The sequence below is a fragment of the Phytopseudomonas dryadis genome, assembly GCF_004327355.1.
GTDB lineage: Bacteria > Pseudomonadota > Gammaproteobacteria > Pseudomonadales > Pseudomonadaceae > Aquipseudomonas > Aquipseudomonas dryadis.
Genome location: NZ_QJUM01000003.1, coordinates 223,571 through 239,822, shown reverse-complemented (window position 1 = coordinate 239,822; position 16,252 = coordinate 223,571). Strand labels below are relative to the sequence as shown.

Annotated in this window: 17 protein-coding genes; 12 read left to right on the top strand and 5 right to left on the bottom strand. The window is 63.1% G+C overall.

The features are described from left to right. Window positions 1–18: 18 nt before the first annotated feature. The 8 genes from rpmJ (at window position 19) to bfr (ending at window position 5,630) form a co-directional block, all read left to right on the top strand. Window positions 19–135 (top strand): 50S ribosomal protein L36, encoded by a 117-nt coding sequence (rpmJ, locus tag DNK34_RS03975; RefSeq protein WP_002555468.1) that lies wholly within the window; start codon window positions 19–21, stop codon window positions 133–135. 131 nt (window positions 136–266) lie between these two features. Next, on the top strand, window positions 267–623 hold the full coding sequence (gene rpsM / locus DNK34_RS03970) for a 30S ribosomal protein S13 (RefSeq protein ID WP_010487012.1): 357 nt from the start codon (window positions 267–269) through the stop codon (window positions 621–623). Between the two features lie 30 nt (window positions 624–653). Continuing rightward, a complete protein-coding gene (rpsK, locus tag DNK34_RS03965) occupies window positions 654–1,043 on the top strand; it encodes a 30S ribosomal protein S11 (protein ID WP_013789773.1) in 390 nt (129 codons plus the stop codon). 17 nt (window positions 1,044–1,060) lie between these two features. Further along, window positions 1,061–1,681 carry a 30S ribosomal protein S4 gene (gene rpsD / locus DNK34_RS03960; RefSeq protein ID WP_131175036.1) on the top strand — a complete coding sequence of 207 codons (621 nt, stop codon included), beginning with the start codon at window positions 1,061–1,063 and terminating at the stop codon, window positions 1,679–1,681. A 22-nt stretch (window positions 1,682–1,703) separates the two neighbouring features. Further along, entirely contained in the window at window positions 1,704–2,705 is a 1,002-nt protein-coding gene (locus tag DNK34_RS03955) for a DNA-directed RNA polymerase subunit alpha (RefSeq protein WP_131175035.1), read from the top strand. A gap of 42 nt (window positions 2,706–2,747) precedes the next feature. Beyond that, on the top strand, window positions 2,748–3,134 hold the full coding sequence (gene rplQ, locus DNK34_RS03950) for a 50S ribosomal protein L17 (RefSeq protein ID WP_042552930.1): 387 nt from the start codon (window positions 2,748–2,750) through the stop codon (window positions 3,132–3,134). Between the two features lie 466 nt (window positions 3,135–3,600). Continuing rightward, window positions 3,601–5,043 (top strand): catalase, encoded by a 1,443-nt coding sequence (locus DNK34_RS03945; protein ID WP_131175034.1) that lies wholly within the window; start codon window positions 3,601–3,603, stop codon window positions 5,041–5,043. Window positions 5,044–5,165: 122 nt separating this feature from the next. Next, window positions 5,166–5,630 (top strand): bacterioferritin, encoded by a 465-nt coding sequence (gene bfr, locus DNK34_RS03940; RefSeq protein WP_131175033.1) that lies wholly within the window; start codon window positions 5,166–5,168, stop codon window positions 5,628–5,630. Between the two features lie 95 nt (window positions 5,631–5,725). On the opposite strand, the gene uvrA is transcribed toward bfr, so the two are convergent. Beyond that, window positions 5,726–8,560 carry an excinuclease ABC subunit UvrA gene (uvrA, locus tag DNK34_RS03935; protein WP_131175032.1) on the bottom strand — a complete coding sequence of 945 codons (2,835 nt, stop codon included), beginning with the start codon at window positions 8,558–8,560 and terminating at the stop codon, window positions 5,726–5,728. Window positions 8,561–8,694: 134 nt separating this feature from the next. Between uvrA and DNK34_RS03930 the strand changes: the two genes are divergently transcribed. Both DNK34_RS03930 and DNK34_RS03925 read left to right on the top strand, forming a co-directional pair. After that, window positions 8,695–10,083 (top strand): MFS transporter, encoded by a 1,389-nt coding sequence (locus tag DNK34_RS03930; protein WP_131175031.1) that lies wholly within the window; start codon window positions 8,695–8,697, stop codon window positions 10,081–10,083. A 17-nt stretch (window positions 10,084–10,100) separates the two neighbouring features. Then, window positions 10,101–10,589, top strand: a complete 489-nt coding sequence (locus DNK34_RS03925; RefSeq protein WP_131175030.1) for a single-stranded DNA-binding protein — start codon at window positions 10,101–10,103, stop codon at window positions 10,587–10,589. Between the two features lie 66 nt (window positions 10,590–10,655). On the opposite strand, the gene DNK34_RS03920 is transcribed toward DNK34_RS03925, so the two are convergent. Then, window positions 10,656–11,003 (bottom strand): VanZ family protein, encoded by a 348-nt coding sequence (locus DNK34_RS03920; protein ID WP_131175029.1) that lies wholly within the window; start codon window positions 11,001–11,003, stop codon window positions 10,656–10,658. A 322-nt stretch (window positions 11,004–11,325) separates the two neighbouring features. Here DNK34_RS03920 and DNK34_RS03915 point away from each other — a divergent pair, with 322 nt between their 5' ends. Both DNK34_RS03915 and DNK34_RS03910 read left to right on the top strand, forming a co-directional pair. After that, window positions 11,326–12,210, top strand: a complete 885-nt coding sequence (locus tag DNK34_RS03915) for a sugar nucleotide-binding protein (protein ID WP_131175028.1) — start codon at window positions 11,326–11,328, stop codon at window positions 12,208–12,210. Continuing rightward, window positions 12,203–13,132, top strand: coding sequence for an NAD-dependent epimerase/dehydratase family protein (locus DNK34_RS03910; protein WP_131175027.1), 930 nt, complete (start codon window positions 12,203–12,205; stop codon window positions 13,130–13,132). Before DNK34_RS03915 ends, DNK34_RS03910 begins: the two co-directional genes overlap by 8 nt. Window positions 13,133–13,189: 57 nt before the next feature. Here DNK34_RS03910 and DNK34_RS03905 read toward each other — a convergent pair whose 3' ends face one another. From DNK34_RS03905 to DNK34_RS03895, 3 genes are all read right to left on the bottom strand, one after another. Then, complete coding sequence (locus DNK34_RS03905) at window positions 13,190–13,882, bottom strand: OmpW/AlkL family protein (protein WP_131175026.1); 693 nt, start codon at window positions 13,880–13,882, stop codon at window positions 13,190–13,192. A 295-nt stretch (window positions 13,883–14,177) separates the two neighbouring features. Beyond that, a complete protein-coding gene (locus DNK34_RS03900) occupies window positions 14,178–14,699 on the bottom strand; it encodes a DUF3299 domain-containing protein (protein WP_131175025.1) in 522 nt (173 codons plus the stop codon). Window positions 14,700–14,989: 290 nt separating this feature from the next. Then, window positions 14,990–16,252 (bottom strand): ABC transporter permease, encoded by a 1,263-nt coding sequence (locus tag DNK34_RS03895; protein WP_131175024.1) that lies wholly within the window; start codon window positions 16,250–16,252, stop codon window positions 14,990–14,992.

The window sequence follows — 16,252 nt, the reverse complement described above, 5'->3', positions numbered from 1 at the left end:
AGGTTCGAGGAGTTGGTGATGAAAGTTCGTGCATCGGTGAAAAAGCTGTGCCGCAACTGCAAAATTATTCGCCGTGAAGGTGTTGTTCGAGTGATTTGCAGCGCGGAACCGCGTCACAAGCAGCGCCAAGGCTGAGTGTGATCGACGCTATAAGCCCGGCAGCTAGTGCGCTGCCGGGTTGATTATTTGTTTCTACAGCGCTAATATCTCGCGCCCTATTTCTTGGCTTCCGGGGCGTAGGTAGCTGTCAATTGGAGTTCCACTGAATGGCCCGTATTGCAGGCGTTAACATTCCGGATAACAAGCACACTGTTATCTCGCTGACCTACATCTTTGGTGTCGGTCGCACCACCGCACAGAAAATCTGTGCAGCTACCGGTGTCAATCCGGCGGCAAAGATCAAGGATCTCTCTGACGAGCAGATCGAGCAGCTGCGTGGTGAAGTCGCCAAGGTGAACACCGAAGGTGATCTGCGCCGTGAAGTGAACATGAAAATCAAGCGCTTGATGGATCTGGGTTGCTACCGCGGCCTGCGTCATCGCCGCGGCCTTCCGGTTCGTGGACAGCGTACCAAGACCAACGCGCGCACCCGCAAGGGCCCGCGTAAGCCGATCCGCAAGTAATCGCATTCGCGAATCGACAGGAATCTAGTCATGGCAAAACCTGCTGCTCGTACTCGTAAGAAAGTCAAGAAGACGGTGGTTGATGGCATCGCCCACATCCACGCTTCTTTCAATAACACCATCGTGACCATTACCGACCGTCAAGGTAACGCCCTGTCCTGGGCTACCTCCGGTGGTTCGGGTTTCCGCGGTTCTCGCAAGTCCACCCCGTTCGCTGCCCAGGTGGCTGCCGAGCGTGCTGGTCAAGCTGCGCTGGAATACGGCCTGAAGAACCTCGACGTCAACGTCAAGGGCCCAGGTCCGGGTCGTGAGTCCGCAGTCCGTGCGCTTAACGGTTGCGGTTACAAGATCGCCAGCATCACCGATGTGACGCCTATCCCGCATAACGGGTGCCGTCCTTCGAAGAAGCGTCGCGTGTAATCAGGAGACAGTGAGAAATGGCTCGTTACATTGGTCCCAAATGCAAACTGTCTCGTCGTGAAGGCACTGATCTGTTCCTGAAAAGCGGCGTTCGCGCTCTGGAGTCGAAGTGCAACATCGAAGCAGCCCCGGGTATCCACGGCCAGCGCCGTGGCCGTCAGTCCGACTACGGTACCCAGCTGCGCGAGAAGCAAAAAGTTCGTCGTATCTACGGCGTACTCGAGCGTCAATTCAGCGGTTACTACAAGCAGGCAGCCAGCCAGAAAGGCGCTACCGGCGAGAACCTGCTGCAACTGCTCGAGTGCCGTCTGGATAACGTGGTTTACCGCATGGGTTACGGTGCTACCCGCGCTGAATCCCGTCAGCTGGTTTCGCACAAGGCGATCAGCGTGAACGGTAAGACTGTCAACGTACCGTCGTTCCAGGTCAAAGCTGGCGACGTGGTTGCAGTTCGCGAGAAATCGAAGAATCAGCTGCGCATTGTTCAAGCTCTTGAGCTGTGTGCCCAGCGTGGCCGCGTTGAATGGGTAGATGTAGACACCGAGAAGAAGTCCGGCGTGTTCAAAAGCGTCCCGACTCGTGGTGATCTCTCCGCTGACATCAACGAAAGCCTGATTGTCGAGCTCTACTCCAAGTAAGGGCTAGAAAATAGGTGCATCCATGCAGATTTCGGTAAATGAGTTCCTGACCCCCCGCCATATCGATGTGCAGGTGGTCAGTTCGACCCGCGCCAAGATCACGCTCGAGCCTCTCGAGCGTGGCTTTGGCCATACCCTGGGCAACGCGCTGCGTCGCATCCTGTTGTCCTCCATGCCTGGCTGTGCAGTAGTCGAGGCCGAGATTGACGGTGTACTCCATGAGTACAGCGCCATCGAAGGTGTTCAGGAAGATGTCATTGAAATCCTGCTCAACCTGAAAGGTCTGGCTATCAAACTGCACGGCCGTGACGAAGTGACACTGACTCTGGCGAAGAAGGGCTCGGGCGTAGTGACCGCTGCCGATATTCAGCTGGATCACGATGTCGAGATCGTCAACGGCGACCATGTAATCGCCAACCTGGCTGCCAATGGCGCGCTGAACATGAAGCTCACCGTAGCTCGTGGTCGCGGCTATGAGCCAGCTGATTCGCGTCAGAGCGATGAAGATGAAAGCCGCAGCATCGGTCGCTTGCAGCTCGATTCCTCGTTCAGCCCGGTGCGTCGCGTGTCCTACGTGGTGGAAAACGCTCGCGTCGAGCAGCGTACCAACCTGGACAAGCTGGTTATCGATCTGGAAACCAACGGTACCCTGGATCCTGAAGAGGCCATTCGTCGTGCGGCAACCATCCTGCAACAGCAGTTGGCTGCGTTCGTCGACCTCAAAGGCGACAGTGAGCCAGTGGTGATCGAGCAGGAAGACGAAATCGATCCGATCCTGTTGCGTCCGGTCGATGACCTGGAACTGACCGTGCGTTCGGCCAACTGCCTCAAGGCAGAGAACATCTACTACATCGGCGACCTGATTCAGCGTACCGAAGTGGAGTTGTTGAAAACGCCGAACCTGGGCAAGAAGTCCCTGACCGAAATCAAGGACGTTCTGGCTTCCCGTGGTCTGTCCCTCGGTATGCGCCTCGACAACTGGCCGCCGGCAAGTCTGAAGAAAGACGATAAGGCGACTGCCTGATCGTCATCATCACCGAACGTGAGTTTGGTAAGGAATTGAACCATGCGTCATCGTAAAAGTGGCCGTCACCTCAGCCGCACCAGCGCCCACCGCAAGGCCATGTTCCAGAACATGGCGGTATCGCTGTTCGAGCATGAGCTGATCAAAACTACTCTGCCGAAAGCCAAAGAACTGCGTCGTGTTGCTGAGCCGCTGATCACTCTGGCTAAAGAAGACAGCGTTGCCAACCGTCGTCTGGCTTTCGACCGTACGCGTTCGAAAGCCATCGTCGGCAAGCTGTTCAACGACCTGGGCAAGCGTTACGCCACCCGTCAGGGCGGTTACCTGCGTATCCTCAAGTGCGGTTTCCGTGCTGGTGACAACGCACCGATGGCTTATGTTGAGCTGGTCGACCGTCCGGTCGGCGGCGCAGTAGAAGCTGCCGAGTAAGACGCTTCGTCTACGAAGAACCGGGCCTAGTGCCCGGTTTTTTGTGCCTGCCTTTCCTGGCGGCCACCCTTCGGACCGTCGCAAGCGACGTCAAAAATCGCACCGGCGATTTTTTGTGGCCCACCATCCCTGGCGGCCACCCTTCGGGCCGCTGCAAGCGACGTCAAAAATGGCTCCGGCGATTTTTTGTGGCCCACCATCCCTGGCGGCCACCCTTCGGGCCGTCGCAAGCGACGTCAAAAATGGCTCCGGCTATTTTTTGTGGCCTGCCATCCCTGGCAGCCACCCTTCGGGCCGTCGCAAGCGACGTCAAAAATCGCTCCCGGCGATTTTTTGTGGCCGGCTAGTTAGTTAAAATCTATCGCTTGTTGAGTTGTTATTCATTTGTTTGCTCATGCAGTCTCGTCGATACTTGACCTCAAGCCCGCCCAGCCGGGATGTCGTTACCTGATGATGGAGATTGCGGATGAGCCAACACAAAACCCTGACCACTGCCAGCGGCGCGCCGGTTGCGGATAACCAGAATTCCCGTTCGGCAGGACCACGCGGCCCGTTGCTGCTCGACGATTTCCACCTGATCGAAAAGCTCGCTCACTTCAACCGCGAAAACATTCCCGAGCGCCGGGTACACGCCAAGGGCTCGGCAGCCTATGGCACCTTCACGGTGAGCCGTGACATCACCCAGTACACCTGCGCCAAGCTGTTCAGCGCGGTTGGCAAGCAGACCGAGACCTTCCTGCGTTTCTCCACCGTGGGTGGCGAGCGTGGCTCGGCGGATACCGAGCGCGATCCGCGCGGCTTCGCCCTTAAGTTCTATACCGAAGAAGGCAACTGGGACATCGTCGGCAACAACACCCCGGTGTTTTTCATTCGCGACCCGCTGAAGTTCCCGGACTTCATCCATACCCAGAAGCGTCTGCCGCAGAGCAACCTGAAGAGCCCGCAGATGATGTGGGACTTCTGGTCGCATTCGCCCGAATCCCTGCACCAGGTGACCATCCTGTTCTCCGACCGCGGGATCCCGGATGGCTACCGGCACATGCACGGTTTTGGCAGCCACACCTACAGCCTGATCAATGCCAAGGGTGAGCGCACCTGGGTCAAATGGCACTTCAAGACCAAGCAGGGCATCAAGAACCTGGCCCCGGCAGAGGCTGCGCGTCTTGCCGGCACCGATCCGGATTACGCCCAGCGTGACCTGTTCGAGGCCATCGAGCGCGGCGATTACCCGAAGTGGAGCGTGTGCATCCAGGTGATGAGCGAAGCCGAAGCGGCTGCCCGCGCCGAGAACCCGTTCGACGTGACCAAGACCTGGTCGCAGAAGGACTACCCGCTGATCGAGGTGGGTGAGCTGGAGCTCAACCGCAACCCGCAGAACTACTTCGCCGAGGTCGAGCAGTCCGCTTTCGGACCGAGCAACATGATCCCCGGAGTCGGTCTGTCGCCGGATCGCATGTTGCAGGGGCGCGTATTCGCCTACGCCGATGCGCACCGCTACCGCGTGGGCACCAACCACCAGCAACTGCCGGTGAATGCGCCGCGCAGCCCGGTGAATAGCTACCAGCGCGATGGCGCCATGGCCTTCGGCAGCAATGGTGGGGCGGCGCCCAACTACGAGCCGAACAGCTACGCCGATGCGCCCAAGCAGGCGCCGGCCTATCGCGAACCGGCGCTGGCCTTGAGTGGCGCGGCGGATCGCTACGATCACCGTGAGGACGAGGACTACTACAGCCATGCCGGTGCGCTGTTCCGCCTGATGAATGCCGAGCAGAAGGCGCTGCTGATCGACAATATCGTCGGTGCCATGCAGTCGGTCAGCGAGGACGTGCAGCGTCGCCAGTTGCAGCACTTCTTCAGGGCCGATGAGGCCTATGGGGCGGGTATCGCCAAGGGCCTCGGCCTGAGCTGATCCCTTCCTGATTCAGCGCAATGTGCAATGCCGGTGTCGCCTTTAGTCTGGGCGGCGCCGGCATTGTCGCTTTAGGCAGGCAAGCTGGGCGACAATAGGGCGCACGGACAGGAGAGAGCGCAATGAAAGGCCATGTTGAAGTTATCGATTATCTGAAGGTGCTGCTCAAGGGCGAGCTGGCGGCGCGCGATCAGTATTTCGTCCATTCACGCCTCTACGAAGACTGGGGCTTCGGCAAGCTGTACGAGCGCATCAACCACGAGATGGAGGAGGAGACGCAGCACGCCGATGCCTTGCTCAAGCGCATCCTGTTTCTCGAGGGTACGCCGGATATGGCGCCCAACCCGTTCACCTTCGGCCAGACCGTGCCGGATATGCTCAGGCTCGACCTTGCGCTGGAGTACGAGGTGCGCGCGGCGCTGAGCAAGGGGATCGAGTTGTGCGAGCGTCACCAGGATTACCAGACCCGGGACATCCTCCTGGTCCAGCTCAAGGATACCGAAGAGGATCACGCCTACTGGCTTGAAATCCAGCTGCAGTTGATCGCCAAGCTCGGCCTGGACAACTACCTGCAAAGTCAGATGTAGGAGGGCGGTACAAGCCGATAAAGGCGCTGGAAGGCTGGAGGCTGAACGACAAGCCTTTCGTCCAGCCTCCAGCCTCCAGCCTCCAGCCTCCAGCCTTAAGCCCTATCCCTTTCCAGTAGCGGCTTGAGGAAATGCCCGGTATGCGACTGCGGCATCTCCGCGACTTCTTCCGGCGTGCCGCAGGCGATGATCTGGCCGCCCTTGGAGCCGCCTTCGGGGCCGAGGTCGACCAGCCAGTCGGCGGTCTTGATCACGTCCAGGTTGTGCTCGATCACCACCACGGTGTTGCCGTGATCGCGCAGGCGGTGCAGCACGTCGAGCAGTTGCTGGATATCGGCGAAGTGCAGGCCGGTGGTCGGCTCGTCGAGGATGTACAGGGTCTTGCCGGTGTCGCGCTTGGACAGCTCGCGTGACAGCTTGACCCGTTGCGCCTCGCCCCCGGAAAGGGTGGTCGCCGACTGCCCCAGTTTGATGTACGAAAGGCCCACGTCCATCAACGTCTGCAGCTTGCGCGCCAGGGCCGGGACGGCATCGAAGAACGCGCGGGCGTCCTCGATGGTCATCTCCAGCACCTCGTGGATGCTCTTGCCCTTGTATTTGATCTCCAGGGTTTCGCGGTTGTAGCGCTTGCTCTTGCACACGTCGCAGGGCACGTAGATGTCCGGCAGGAAGTGCATTTCCACCTTGATCAGGCCGTCGCCCTGGCAGGCTTCGCAGCGCCCGCCCTTGACGTTGAAGGAGAAGCGGCCCGGGCCATAGCCCCGCGAGCGGGCTTCCGGAACGCCGGCGAACAGTTCGCGGATCGGCGTGAACAGGCCGGTGTAGGTCGCCGGGTTGGAACGCGGCGTACGGCCGATCGGGCTCTGGTCGATGTCCACCACCTTGTCCAGGTGCTGCAGGCCGTCGATGCTGTCGTGGGCCGCGGCTTCCAGGGTGGTGGCGCCGTTGAGAGCGGTGGCGCTGAGCGGGAACAGGGTGTTGTTGATCAGCGTCGACTTGCCCGAGCCGGACACGCCGGTCACGCAGGTCAGCAGGCCGATGGGGATGTCCAGGTTGACGTTCTGCAGGTTGTTGCCACGGGCGCCCTTGATCTTCAGCGACAGCTTCTTGTTGCGCGGCGTGCGCTTGGCCGGGACTTCGATCTTGACACGGCCGGACAGGTACTTGCCGGTCAGCGAGTCGGGGTGGGCCATGACCTCGGCCGCCGTGCCCTGGGCGACGATCTGGCCGCCGTGCACGCCGGCGCCGGGACCGATGTCGACCACGTAGTCGGCCATGCGGATGGCGTCTTCGTCGTGCTCGACCACGATCACCGTGTTGCCGATGTCGCGCAGGTGGCGCAGGGTGCCGAGCAGACGCTCGTTGTCGCGCTGGTGCAGGCCGATGGAGGGTTCGTCGAGGATGTACATCACGCCGACCAGGCCGGCGCCGATCTGGCTGGCCAGGCGGATGCGCTGGGCCTCGCCGCCGGACAGGGTGTCGGCGCTGCGATCCAGGGTCAGGTAGTCGAGGCCGACGTTGACCAGGAACTGCAAGCGCTCGCAGATCTCCTTGAGGATCTTGTCGGCGATCTCGCCACGGCGCCCGCTCAGCTTGAGGCCGCCGAAGTAGTTGCTGGCGTCGCCGATCGGCAGGCCGGTGACCGCCGGCAGGGTCTTTTCGCCGACCCATACGTGGCGCGCCTCGCGGCGCAGGCGGGTGCCGCGGCAGTCGGGACAGGGCTGGGTGCTGAGGAACTTGGCCAGTTCCTCGCGCACGCTGGTCGACTCGGTCTCGCGATAGCGGCGCTCGAGGTTGGGCACTATGCCCTCGAAGGGGTGCGAGCGCTTGACGATGTCGCCACGGTCGTTGAGGTACTTGAAGTCGACGTTGCGCGTACCGCTGCCGCCGAGAATGACTTTCTGGTGTTCGCTGTCCAGTTCGGCGAAGGGCACCTCCAGGCTGAAGCCATAGTGCGAGGCCAGGGAGCCGAGCATCTGGAAGTAGTAGACGTTGCGCCTGTCCCAGCCGCGGATCGCCCCCTCGGCCAGGGTCAGCTCGCCGTTGACCAGGCGCTTGCTGTCGAAGAACTGCTTCACCCCCAGGCCGTCGCAGGTCGGGCAGGCGCCGGCGGGGTTGTTGAAGGAGAACAGCTTGGGTTCCAGCTCGCTGATCGAGTGGCCGCAGACCGGGCAGGCGAAACGCGCCGAGAAAATGATCTCCTCGCCTTCCTCACCCTCCATGGGCGCCACCAGGGCCAGCCCGTCGGCCAGCTTGAGCGCGGTCTCGAAGGATTCGGCCAGGCGTTGCTGCAGGTCGCCACGGGCCTTGAAGCGGTCGACCACGGCGTCGATGCTGTGCTTCTTCTGCTTGTCGAGCTTGGGCAGCTCGTCGAGTTCGTAGAGCTTGCCGTTGACCCGCACCCGCACGAAGCCCTGGGCGCGCAGTTCGTCGAACACCGCCAGGTGCTCGCCCTTGCGCTCACGGATCACCGGCGCCAGCAGCATCAGCTTGCTACCCTCGGGCAGGGCCAGCACCTGATCGACCATCTGGCTGACGGTCTGCGCCTCCAGCGGCAGGTCGTGATCCGGGCAGCGCGGGATACCGGCGCGGGCGTACAGCAGGCGCAGGTAGTCATAGATCTCGGTGATGGTGCCGACCGTCGAGCGCGGGTTGTGCGACGTGGACTTCTGTTCGATGGAGATCGCCGGCGACAGGCCCTCGATGGTGTCGACGTCGGGTTTTTCCATCATCGACAGGAACTGCCGGGCATAGGCCGAGAGGGATTCGACGTAGCGGCGCTGGCCTTCCGCATACAGGGTGTCGAAGGCCAGCGACGACTTGCCCGAGCCGGATAGGCCGGTGATCACGATCAGCTTGTCGCGGGGCAGGGTCAGGTCGATGTTTTTCAGGTTATGGGTACGAGCCCCACGGATCAGAATCTTGTCCAAAACAGCCTCGCGTGGCGGGCGGAGTAAACCGCCGATTATACGGGCGCAAGCGGCGGTGCGGCAAAGCGACGCTGCTGTGCCATTGGGAGTTCGACTGCTAGAATCGCCGGCTGGTTTCAACAGGTTATTTGACGATGCGCGATCCGCACAGCGAACGCATGAGTAGCGGGGAAACCCGGGCCGCCGCAGGGTTGGCGCTGGTGTTCGCGTTCCGCATGCTGGGCATGTTCATGGTGCTGCCGGTACTGGCTACTTATGGGCAGGAGCTCGCCGGTTCAACCCCGGCACTGATCGGCCTGGCCATTGGCGCCTATGGCCTGACCCAGGCGCTGTTGCAGATTCCCTTCGGCGTGCTGTCCGATCGGATCGGCAGGCGGCCGGTGATTTACTTCGGTCTCGTGGTGTTCGCGGCGGGCAGTCTGCTGGCGGCCAACGCCGACTCGATCTGGGGCGTGATCGCCGGCCGCGTGCTGCAGGGCGCGGGGGCGATTTCCGCGGCGGTGATGGCGCTGCTTTCCGACCTGACCCGCGAGCAGCACCGCACCAAGGCCATGGCCATGATCGGCATGAGCATCGGGCTGTCCTTTGCCGTGGCCATGGTGGTCGGCCCGCTGCTGACCCGCGCTTTCGGCCTGTCCGGACTGTTTCTGGCCACGGCGGCGATGGCGCTGCTGGGGATCGTCATCGTCGCCGGCCTGGTGCCGGCCAGTGGCGGACCGCTGCAGCACCGCGAATCCGGGGTCGCCAGGCAGGCGCTGTGGCCGACGCTGCGGCATCCGGATCTGCTACGCCTGGACTTCGCCATCTTCGCCCTGCACGCCATCCTCATGGCCAGTTTCATCGCCTTGCCGCTGGCGCTGGTGGAGCAGGGCGGTCTGCCCAAGGAGCAGCACTGGTGGGTATACCTGACGGCGTTGCTGGCCGGCTTCTTCGCCATGGTGCCGTTCATCATCTATGGCGAGAAGAAGCGCCAGATGCGCCGCGTGCTGATCGGCGCGGTGCTGGCGCTGCTGGGTTGCGAGTTGTATTTCTGGGTGTTCGGTCATGGCCTGAGCAACCTGGTGTTCGGCATCATCGTGTTCTTCACCGCCTTCAATCTGCTGGAGGCCTCGTTACCTTCGCTGATCAGCAAGGTGGCGCCGGCCGGTGGCAAGGGCACGGCCATGGGCGTGTATTCGACCAGCCAGTTCCTCGGCTCGGCCCTGGGCGGCATTCTCGGTGGCTGGCTGTACCAGCAGCATGGCCTGGCCGGCGTGTTCGGCGGCTGTGCATCGCTGACCCTTTTCTGGCTGGCCTTTGCTGTTACTATGCGCGAACCGCCGTATGTCACCAGCCTGCGTTTGTCGCTATCGAGTGCGGCATTGCAGGAAGCAGGATTGGCCGAGCGTATTCAGGCAGTGCCCGGAGTGGCGGATGCCGTGGTGGTGGCCGAAGAGGCCGCCATCTATGTCAAAGTGGATACCCAACAATTGGATCGCACGTCGCTGCAGCGCCTGATCGAAGCGGCGCCGGTGACGTGCTGAAAGTCTAGGAGAGCGTTATGGCCCGTGGGGTTAACAAAGTCATTCTGGTCGGAACCTGCGGACAGGATCCGGAAACGCGCTACCTGCCCAGCGGCAACGCCGTGACCAACCTGAGCCTGGCCACCAGCGAGCAGTGGACGGACAAGCAGACCGGGCAGAAGGTCGAGAAAACCGAATGGCACCGCGTGTCGCTGTTCGGCAAGGTCGCGGAAATCGCCGGCGAATACCTGCGCAAGGGGTCGCAGGTGTACATCGAAGGCAAGCTGCAGACCCGCGAGTGGGAAAAGGATGGCATCAAGCGCTACACCACGGAAATCATCGTCGACATGCAGGGCACCATGCAGTTGCTCGGCGGCCGTCCGGACAATGCCGGTGGTGGCGAGCGCCAGCAGCGTCCGGCCCCGCAGCGCGAGCCGCAGCAGGCCGCCCCACGCCAGGCTCCGCCGCAGCAGAAGCCCCAGCCTGCGCAGGACTACGACAGCTTCGACGACGACATTCCGTTCTGACCATCGCGCTCTGTCGCACGACCAGGGCCCCGCAATGCGGGGCCTTGGTCTTTCTGCGCTGCCCGTTCAGGCCGGCCTGAAGAAGCGCCGGCGCAGCAGGCCGTGGAGGAGCCACAGCAGCAGGGCGAGGCCGATGCCGCAGAGATTGGCGAGGATGTCCTGGTGACTGAACTCGCGGGTTTCCTGCAAGCGATGCTGCAGCCACTCGAGCAATGGGGCCTGGACGAACAGCAGGCTCCACAGCAGCCAGCCCGAGACGCGCGGGAAGGCGATCCGGCTGACCAGGGCGAGACCGGCAAAGGCGAGCACATGCAGAAACTTGTCCGACTGCTCGAACAGATCGGGTGGCGGTTCGGGGCGGAACAGGCCGTAGGCGAGTACCGCGCAACAGGCCAGGAACAGTATTTTTCTCAAAGGGTCAGTCCTTTCGTGGTCGATCCGTTCGGCCGCTCATGACGCCCCTGATCGACATCGGTTGCCCGTTGCCATGCGGCGGCCATGTTCGCGCCCGCCTGTCCGGGGTGTGATTCCATTGCCACTGCTGCGGGGGATGTGCCCGAGCGGGAGCGAGCGGCGTCAACTGCTGCGTGACAGATGACGTCACCGGGTAAAAACAGCAGAATACAGGCCATTGGACTGGTTCGCCCGGGCAAAACCTGCGACTTTGTGGGGCATCCTGTAACACCGCGAGCGTGCGGTGCGCCTCGAACCTGATTGTGGAGTCACTCATTCCGTTATGCGCATGCGCCTGTTATTACTGGGTGGCGGTAGTACCCTGGGCCGGGCGCTGATCCGCCTGGGAGCCGAAGAGGATATCGGCTTTCTCGCGCCACGCCCCCCGGCACAAGGCTGGGACGCCGCCAGCCTGACCGAGCTGCTCGATGACACCCGCCCCGACGCGGTGGTCAATCTTGCCTACTATTTCGACTGGTTCCAGGCCGAACAGGTCAGCGAGGAGCGTTTCGCCGCTCAGGAGCGGGCTGTCGAGCGCCTGGCCGAGCTCTGCCAGCACCATGATATCCGCCTGCTGCAGCCTTCCAGTTACCGGGTGTTCGACGGTTCCCGCGCCACCGCCTACAGCGAGAAGGATGAGTCCATGCCGCTGAGCCTGCGGGGGCAGGTGCTCTGGCGCATGGAGCAGAGCGTGCGGGCGATGTGTCCGCGCCACGTGTTGCTGCGTTTCGGCTGGTTGCTCGATGACAGCCCCGATGGTGTGCTGGCGCGTTTTCTCATGCGTGCCGAGCGCGACGAGGCCCTGTTTCTCGCCGATGACCGGCGCGGCAATCCGACGCCGGTGGACGATGCGGCACGGGTCATCCTGGCGGTGCTCAAACAGCTCGATTGCCAGGCACCGCTGTGGGGCACCTACCATTACGGCGGGCACGAGGCGACGACGTCGCTGGCCCTGGGCCAGGCCATTCTCAGCGAGGCCCGGCATCTGCGCCAGAATCTGCTCGAGGACGTCAGCGGCCAGGCCCATGCCGCTCGCCCGGATGCCGCCGACGAGCCGCAGCACGCGGTGCTGGCGTGCAAGAAAATCCTTCACACCTTCGGTGTCAAACCCCGTGCCTGGCGCGCCGGGCTACCGAGCCTGCTGGATCACTATTATCGCCATGTCTGACTTACCCGTTCTGGTTACCGGCGGCGCCGGTTTCATCGGTTCCAATCTGGTCGACGCCCTGCTGGCCCGGGGCCGCCCCGTGCGCGTGCTGGACAACCTGTCCATGGGCAAGCTCGACAACCTGCCGCTGGGCAACCCGCGGCTGAGCTTCATCCGCGGCGACGTGGCCGACTGTGCTGTGCTGGAGCAGGCGGTCGCCGGTTGCCAGGCCGTCGTGCACCTGGCCGCGGTGGCCTCGGTGCAGGCGTCGGTGGATGACCCGGTGCGTACTCACCAGAGCAATTTCATCGGCACCCTGAACCTGTGCGAGGCCATGCGGGTGCAGGGTGTCAAGCGGGTGCTGTTCGCCTCCAGCGCGGCGGTGTATGGCAACAACGGCGAGGGCCAGGCGATCGACGAAGCCACGCCCAAGGCTCCGCTGACGCCCTATGCGGCGGACAAGCTGGCCAGCGAGCATTACCTGGAGTTCTACCGGCACCAGCATGGCCTGGAACCGGCGATCTTCCGCTTCTTCAATGTCTTCGGCCCGCGCCAGGACCCGTCCTCGCCGTACTCCGGGGTGATCAGCATCTTCACCCAGCGGGCGCAGCAGGGGCTGCCGATCAGCGTGTTCGGCGACGGCGAGCAGACCCGCGATTTCTTCTATATCACCGACCTGGTCGATTTGCTGTTGCAGGCGCTGGATGCCGAGCGGGTGGTCGAGGGCGCGGTGAACGTGGGCTGGAACCAGGCCGTGAGCCTCAATCGCTTGCTGGCCGAGATCGGCAGGCTGCTCGGCGGTTTGCCGAGGGTCACCCACCAGGCCGAGCGGCCCGGCGACATCCGCCATTCGCGAGCCGATAACCAGCGCCTGGCTCGCCACTACCGCTTGCCGGCGGCGACCGCGTTGCGTGACGGGCTGGCGCGGCTGTTGGGTGTCTGAGCAGACCCTGATACGCAAAAAAGCCGGCAATGCCGGCTTTTTCGTGTGTCCTGGGGCTCAGAATTTGTAGCCCAGGCCGACCATATACACGAACGGATCGACGTCGACGTCGACCTTGGCGCGCACGCCGAGGCCGGGATGGTCGACATAGGCGGTGGTGTCGATGTCGATGTAGCGCGCCTGGGCGTTGATCAGGAGGTTGTCGGTGAGCATGTAGTCGGCACCGATCTGCCAAGCCAGGCCCCAGGAGTTCTTCGCCCGGAAATTGTCGAAGCCGGCCGTGGTGGCGCGGCTACCCACGTGCTCGTCGTAGATCCAGGTGTAGTTGATGCCGGCGCCGACATAGGGCTGGAACGCCGATTTCGAGTCGAGCGGGTAGTAGACCACGCTCAGGGTCGGTGGCAGGTGTTTCAAGGTACCGAGTTTGCCGTTGGCGGCATCCAGCGCGGTTCCTTTGATCTTCACGTCATGTTCGAACGGCGTGGCGGCGAGCAGCTCGATGCCGATGTTGTCGGTGAGCATGTAGGCGAAGTTGAGACCCAACTGGGTGTCACTGCTCATGGTTGCCTTGCCGCCCAGGTCGGCGCCGGCAAGACCGCCTCGGTCGACTTTGACCGTGGAACTGTCAGCCTCGGGGTTGACCGTGATGGCGCCGGCGCGAACGAGGATATCGCCGGCCTGGTGGGCCTGGGCCAGAGGGGCGGCCAGGGCCAGGGCGATCAGCGAGGCGGTGAACAGCGACTTGTGCATAGCGAGCTCCTAACGAGTCATCGAGTTATCTCGGATGGGCATAGATTAGAGCGAACAGCCTGGGGCTCCTTGACTCAGCTCAATGGATGCAGCCACGGCGGGTGCGACGTTTTGCCACTGGCTCGTATCCGGGCGAACCGGCTGGGTGGTTGCTCGGAGGCGAAAGCGGCCTTCGGCCTTTGATCAAAAACGCTTGAGGCTGGAAAGCTGGACGAAAGAGCCTTATGGGGGTTGCTTGTCGTTCAGCCTTCAGCGCTCCTATCGGCCGGCCGCCACATGACCGTTGTCGCGACACCTAGCTGTCCGGCAACTCGTAGGCGTAGATCTTGTCGGCGGCCATCTGGTAGCCGACTTCGGCCAGCTCGCTGCTGCTGTGTTCGACCTTCAGCGGGCCTTCGACCCAGAACGGCTGATACAGGGCATCGAGCATCACCCCCAGCTCGGCGGTGACATGGATGATCTGGTTGGACGGTGGTGGCGGCACGTGGATACAGGCGCCGAAGTAGGGCACCAGCAGGAACTCGGTGACGCGGCCTTCTTCGGTCACGTCCAGCGGCACGATATAGCCCGGAATCCTGACCTGCTGGCCGTCCATTTCCCTGACCACCGGCGCAGACGGAAACTGCTGCAGAGAGGCGACGCCGCCTTCGGACAGCGCGTCGCCCAACTGCGACATGTCATGCATCGGCGTCAGCTGGCTGACCTGGGGTGGCGCGTCCTCGGGAATCAGCTCCTGCCAGTGCAGCGTGCGCAGTTCGGCGGCCCACAGCGGTGCAGCCAGGGTCATGAGAAGGGCGATGAGCAGAGCGCGGAACATGACACTACCTCTTGATTGAAAACGGAGCCGCGGCTAGCTGTCCTGTAGCCCGGGTCGAGCGCAGCGACACCCGGGGGCCGTGCCTGCCTGACGCCTGCGGTCCCGGGTTATGCCTGCGGCTAACCCAGGCTACGGGACCCGGGGGCACATCTTGTGGAGGTCACGTCCTAGTAGCACGCCTACGGCTGCGTTTTTTGTGGCCTGCCATCCCTGGCGGTCACCCTGCGGGCCGTCGCGGGCGACGTCCAAAATCGCTCCCGGCGTGACCAACAGGTTGACAGGGATGGCTCTCAGAGGCGGATAGACAGGCCATCTGCCAACGACTGCCGATAGGCGCGCCAGGCCGGCACGCAGCCCATCAGCAGGGCGGCCGTCAGAATAGCGCCGAGCAGCGTCCACTCATAGGGTGTCGGCGCACTCAATGGCAGATACAGGCCGTAGTTGGCCTGCACATAGCCCTGTGCACCGGCGATGCCGCCGTACAGCAGCGCCACACCGGCGACCACACCGGCCACGGCCAGGGAGAAGGCCTCGAGGATCAGCAGGCTGGCGACGTGCCAGGGCCGCGCGCCGACCGAGCGCAGGATGGCCATTTCCCGGCGCCGCTCGTTGAGGCTGGTGAGAATGGCCGTGAGCATGCCGATCAGGCCGGTCAGCACCACGAACAGCGAGACCACGAACAGCGCCTTTTCCGCGGTGCCCATCAGGCTCCACAGCTCCTGCAGGGCGACGCCGGGAAGAATCGCCAGCAGCGGTTCGCCGCGGTATTCGTTGACCTCGCGCTGCACGGCGAAGGTGGCGATCTTGCTCTTCAGGCCGAGCATCACCGCGGTGATGGCCTTGGGCTGAAGGTTCATCTCGCGGGCCTGCTCGGCGCTGATCTTGCCGGCGCCGCGAGCCGGCACGCCGTTCTGCCAGTCGACGTGCAGCGCCTCCATGCCCTCCAGGGAAATGTGCAGGGTGCGATCCACCGGTGTGCCGGTGCGGGCGAGGATGCCGCTGACCACGAACGGCTTGTCGTCGTGCTGCTGCAGGCTGATGGTCGCGACCCCATGGGACAGCACCAGCTTGTCGCCGAGCTGGTAGTTCAGGGCCTGGGCCACTTCGGCGCCGAGCACTACGTCGAACAGGTCGTGGAAGCGTTCGCCCTGGGCCAACTGCAGTGACTGTCCACGGCCGTAGCGGTAGTGGTCGAAGTAGCCTGCGTCGGTGCCCATCACCCGGTAGCCGCGGTGCGAGTCGCCGAGGGAGATCGGGATGGCCCAGTCGACCTGACGATGCGCGGCGAGCTTTTCGAAGCTGTCCCAGCGGATGTTGTTGGTGGCGTTGCCGATGCGGAATACCGAGTACAGCAGCAGGTTCACGCTGCCGGAGCGGGCGCCGACGATCAGGTCGGTGCCGCTGATGGTGTTGGCGAAGCTGGCGCGGGCTTCGGTGCGCACCCGCTCCACAGCGAGCAGCAGACAAACCGACAGAGCGATGGCGAAGACCGTGAGCAGAGCGGTGAAACGGCGGTTGGCCAGGCTGGCCAGGGCGAGTCGTAACAGGAACAC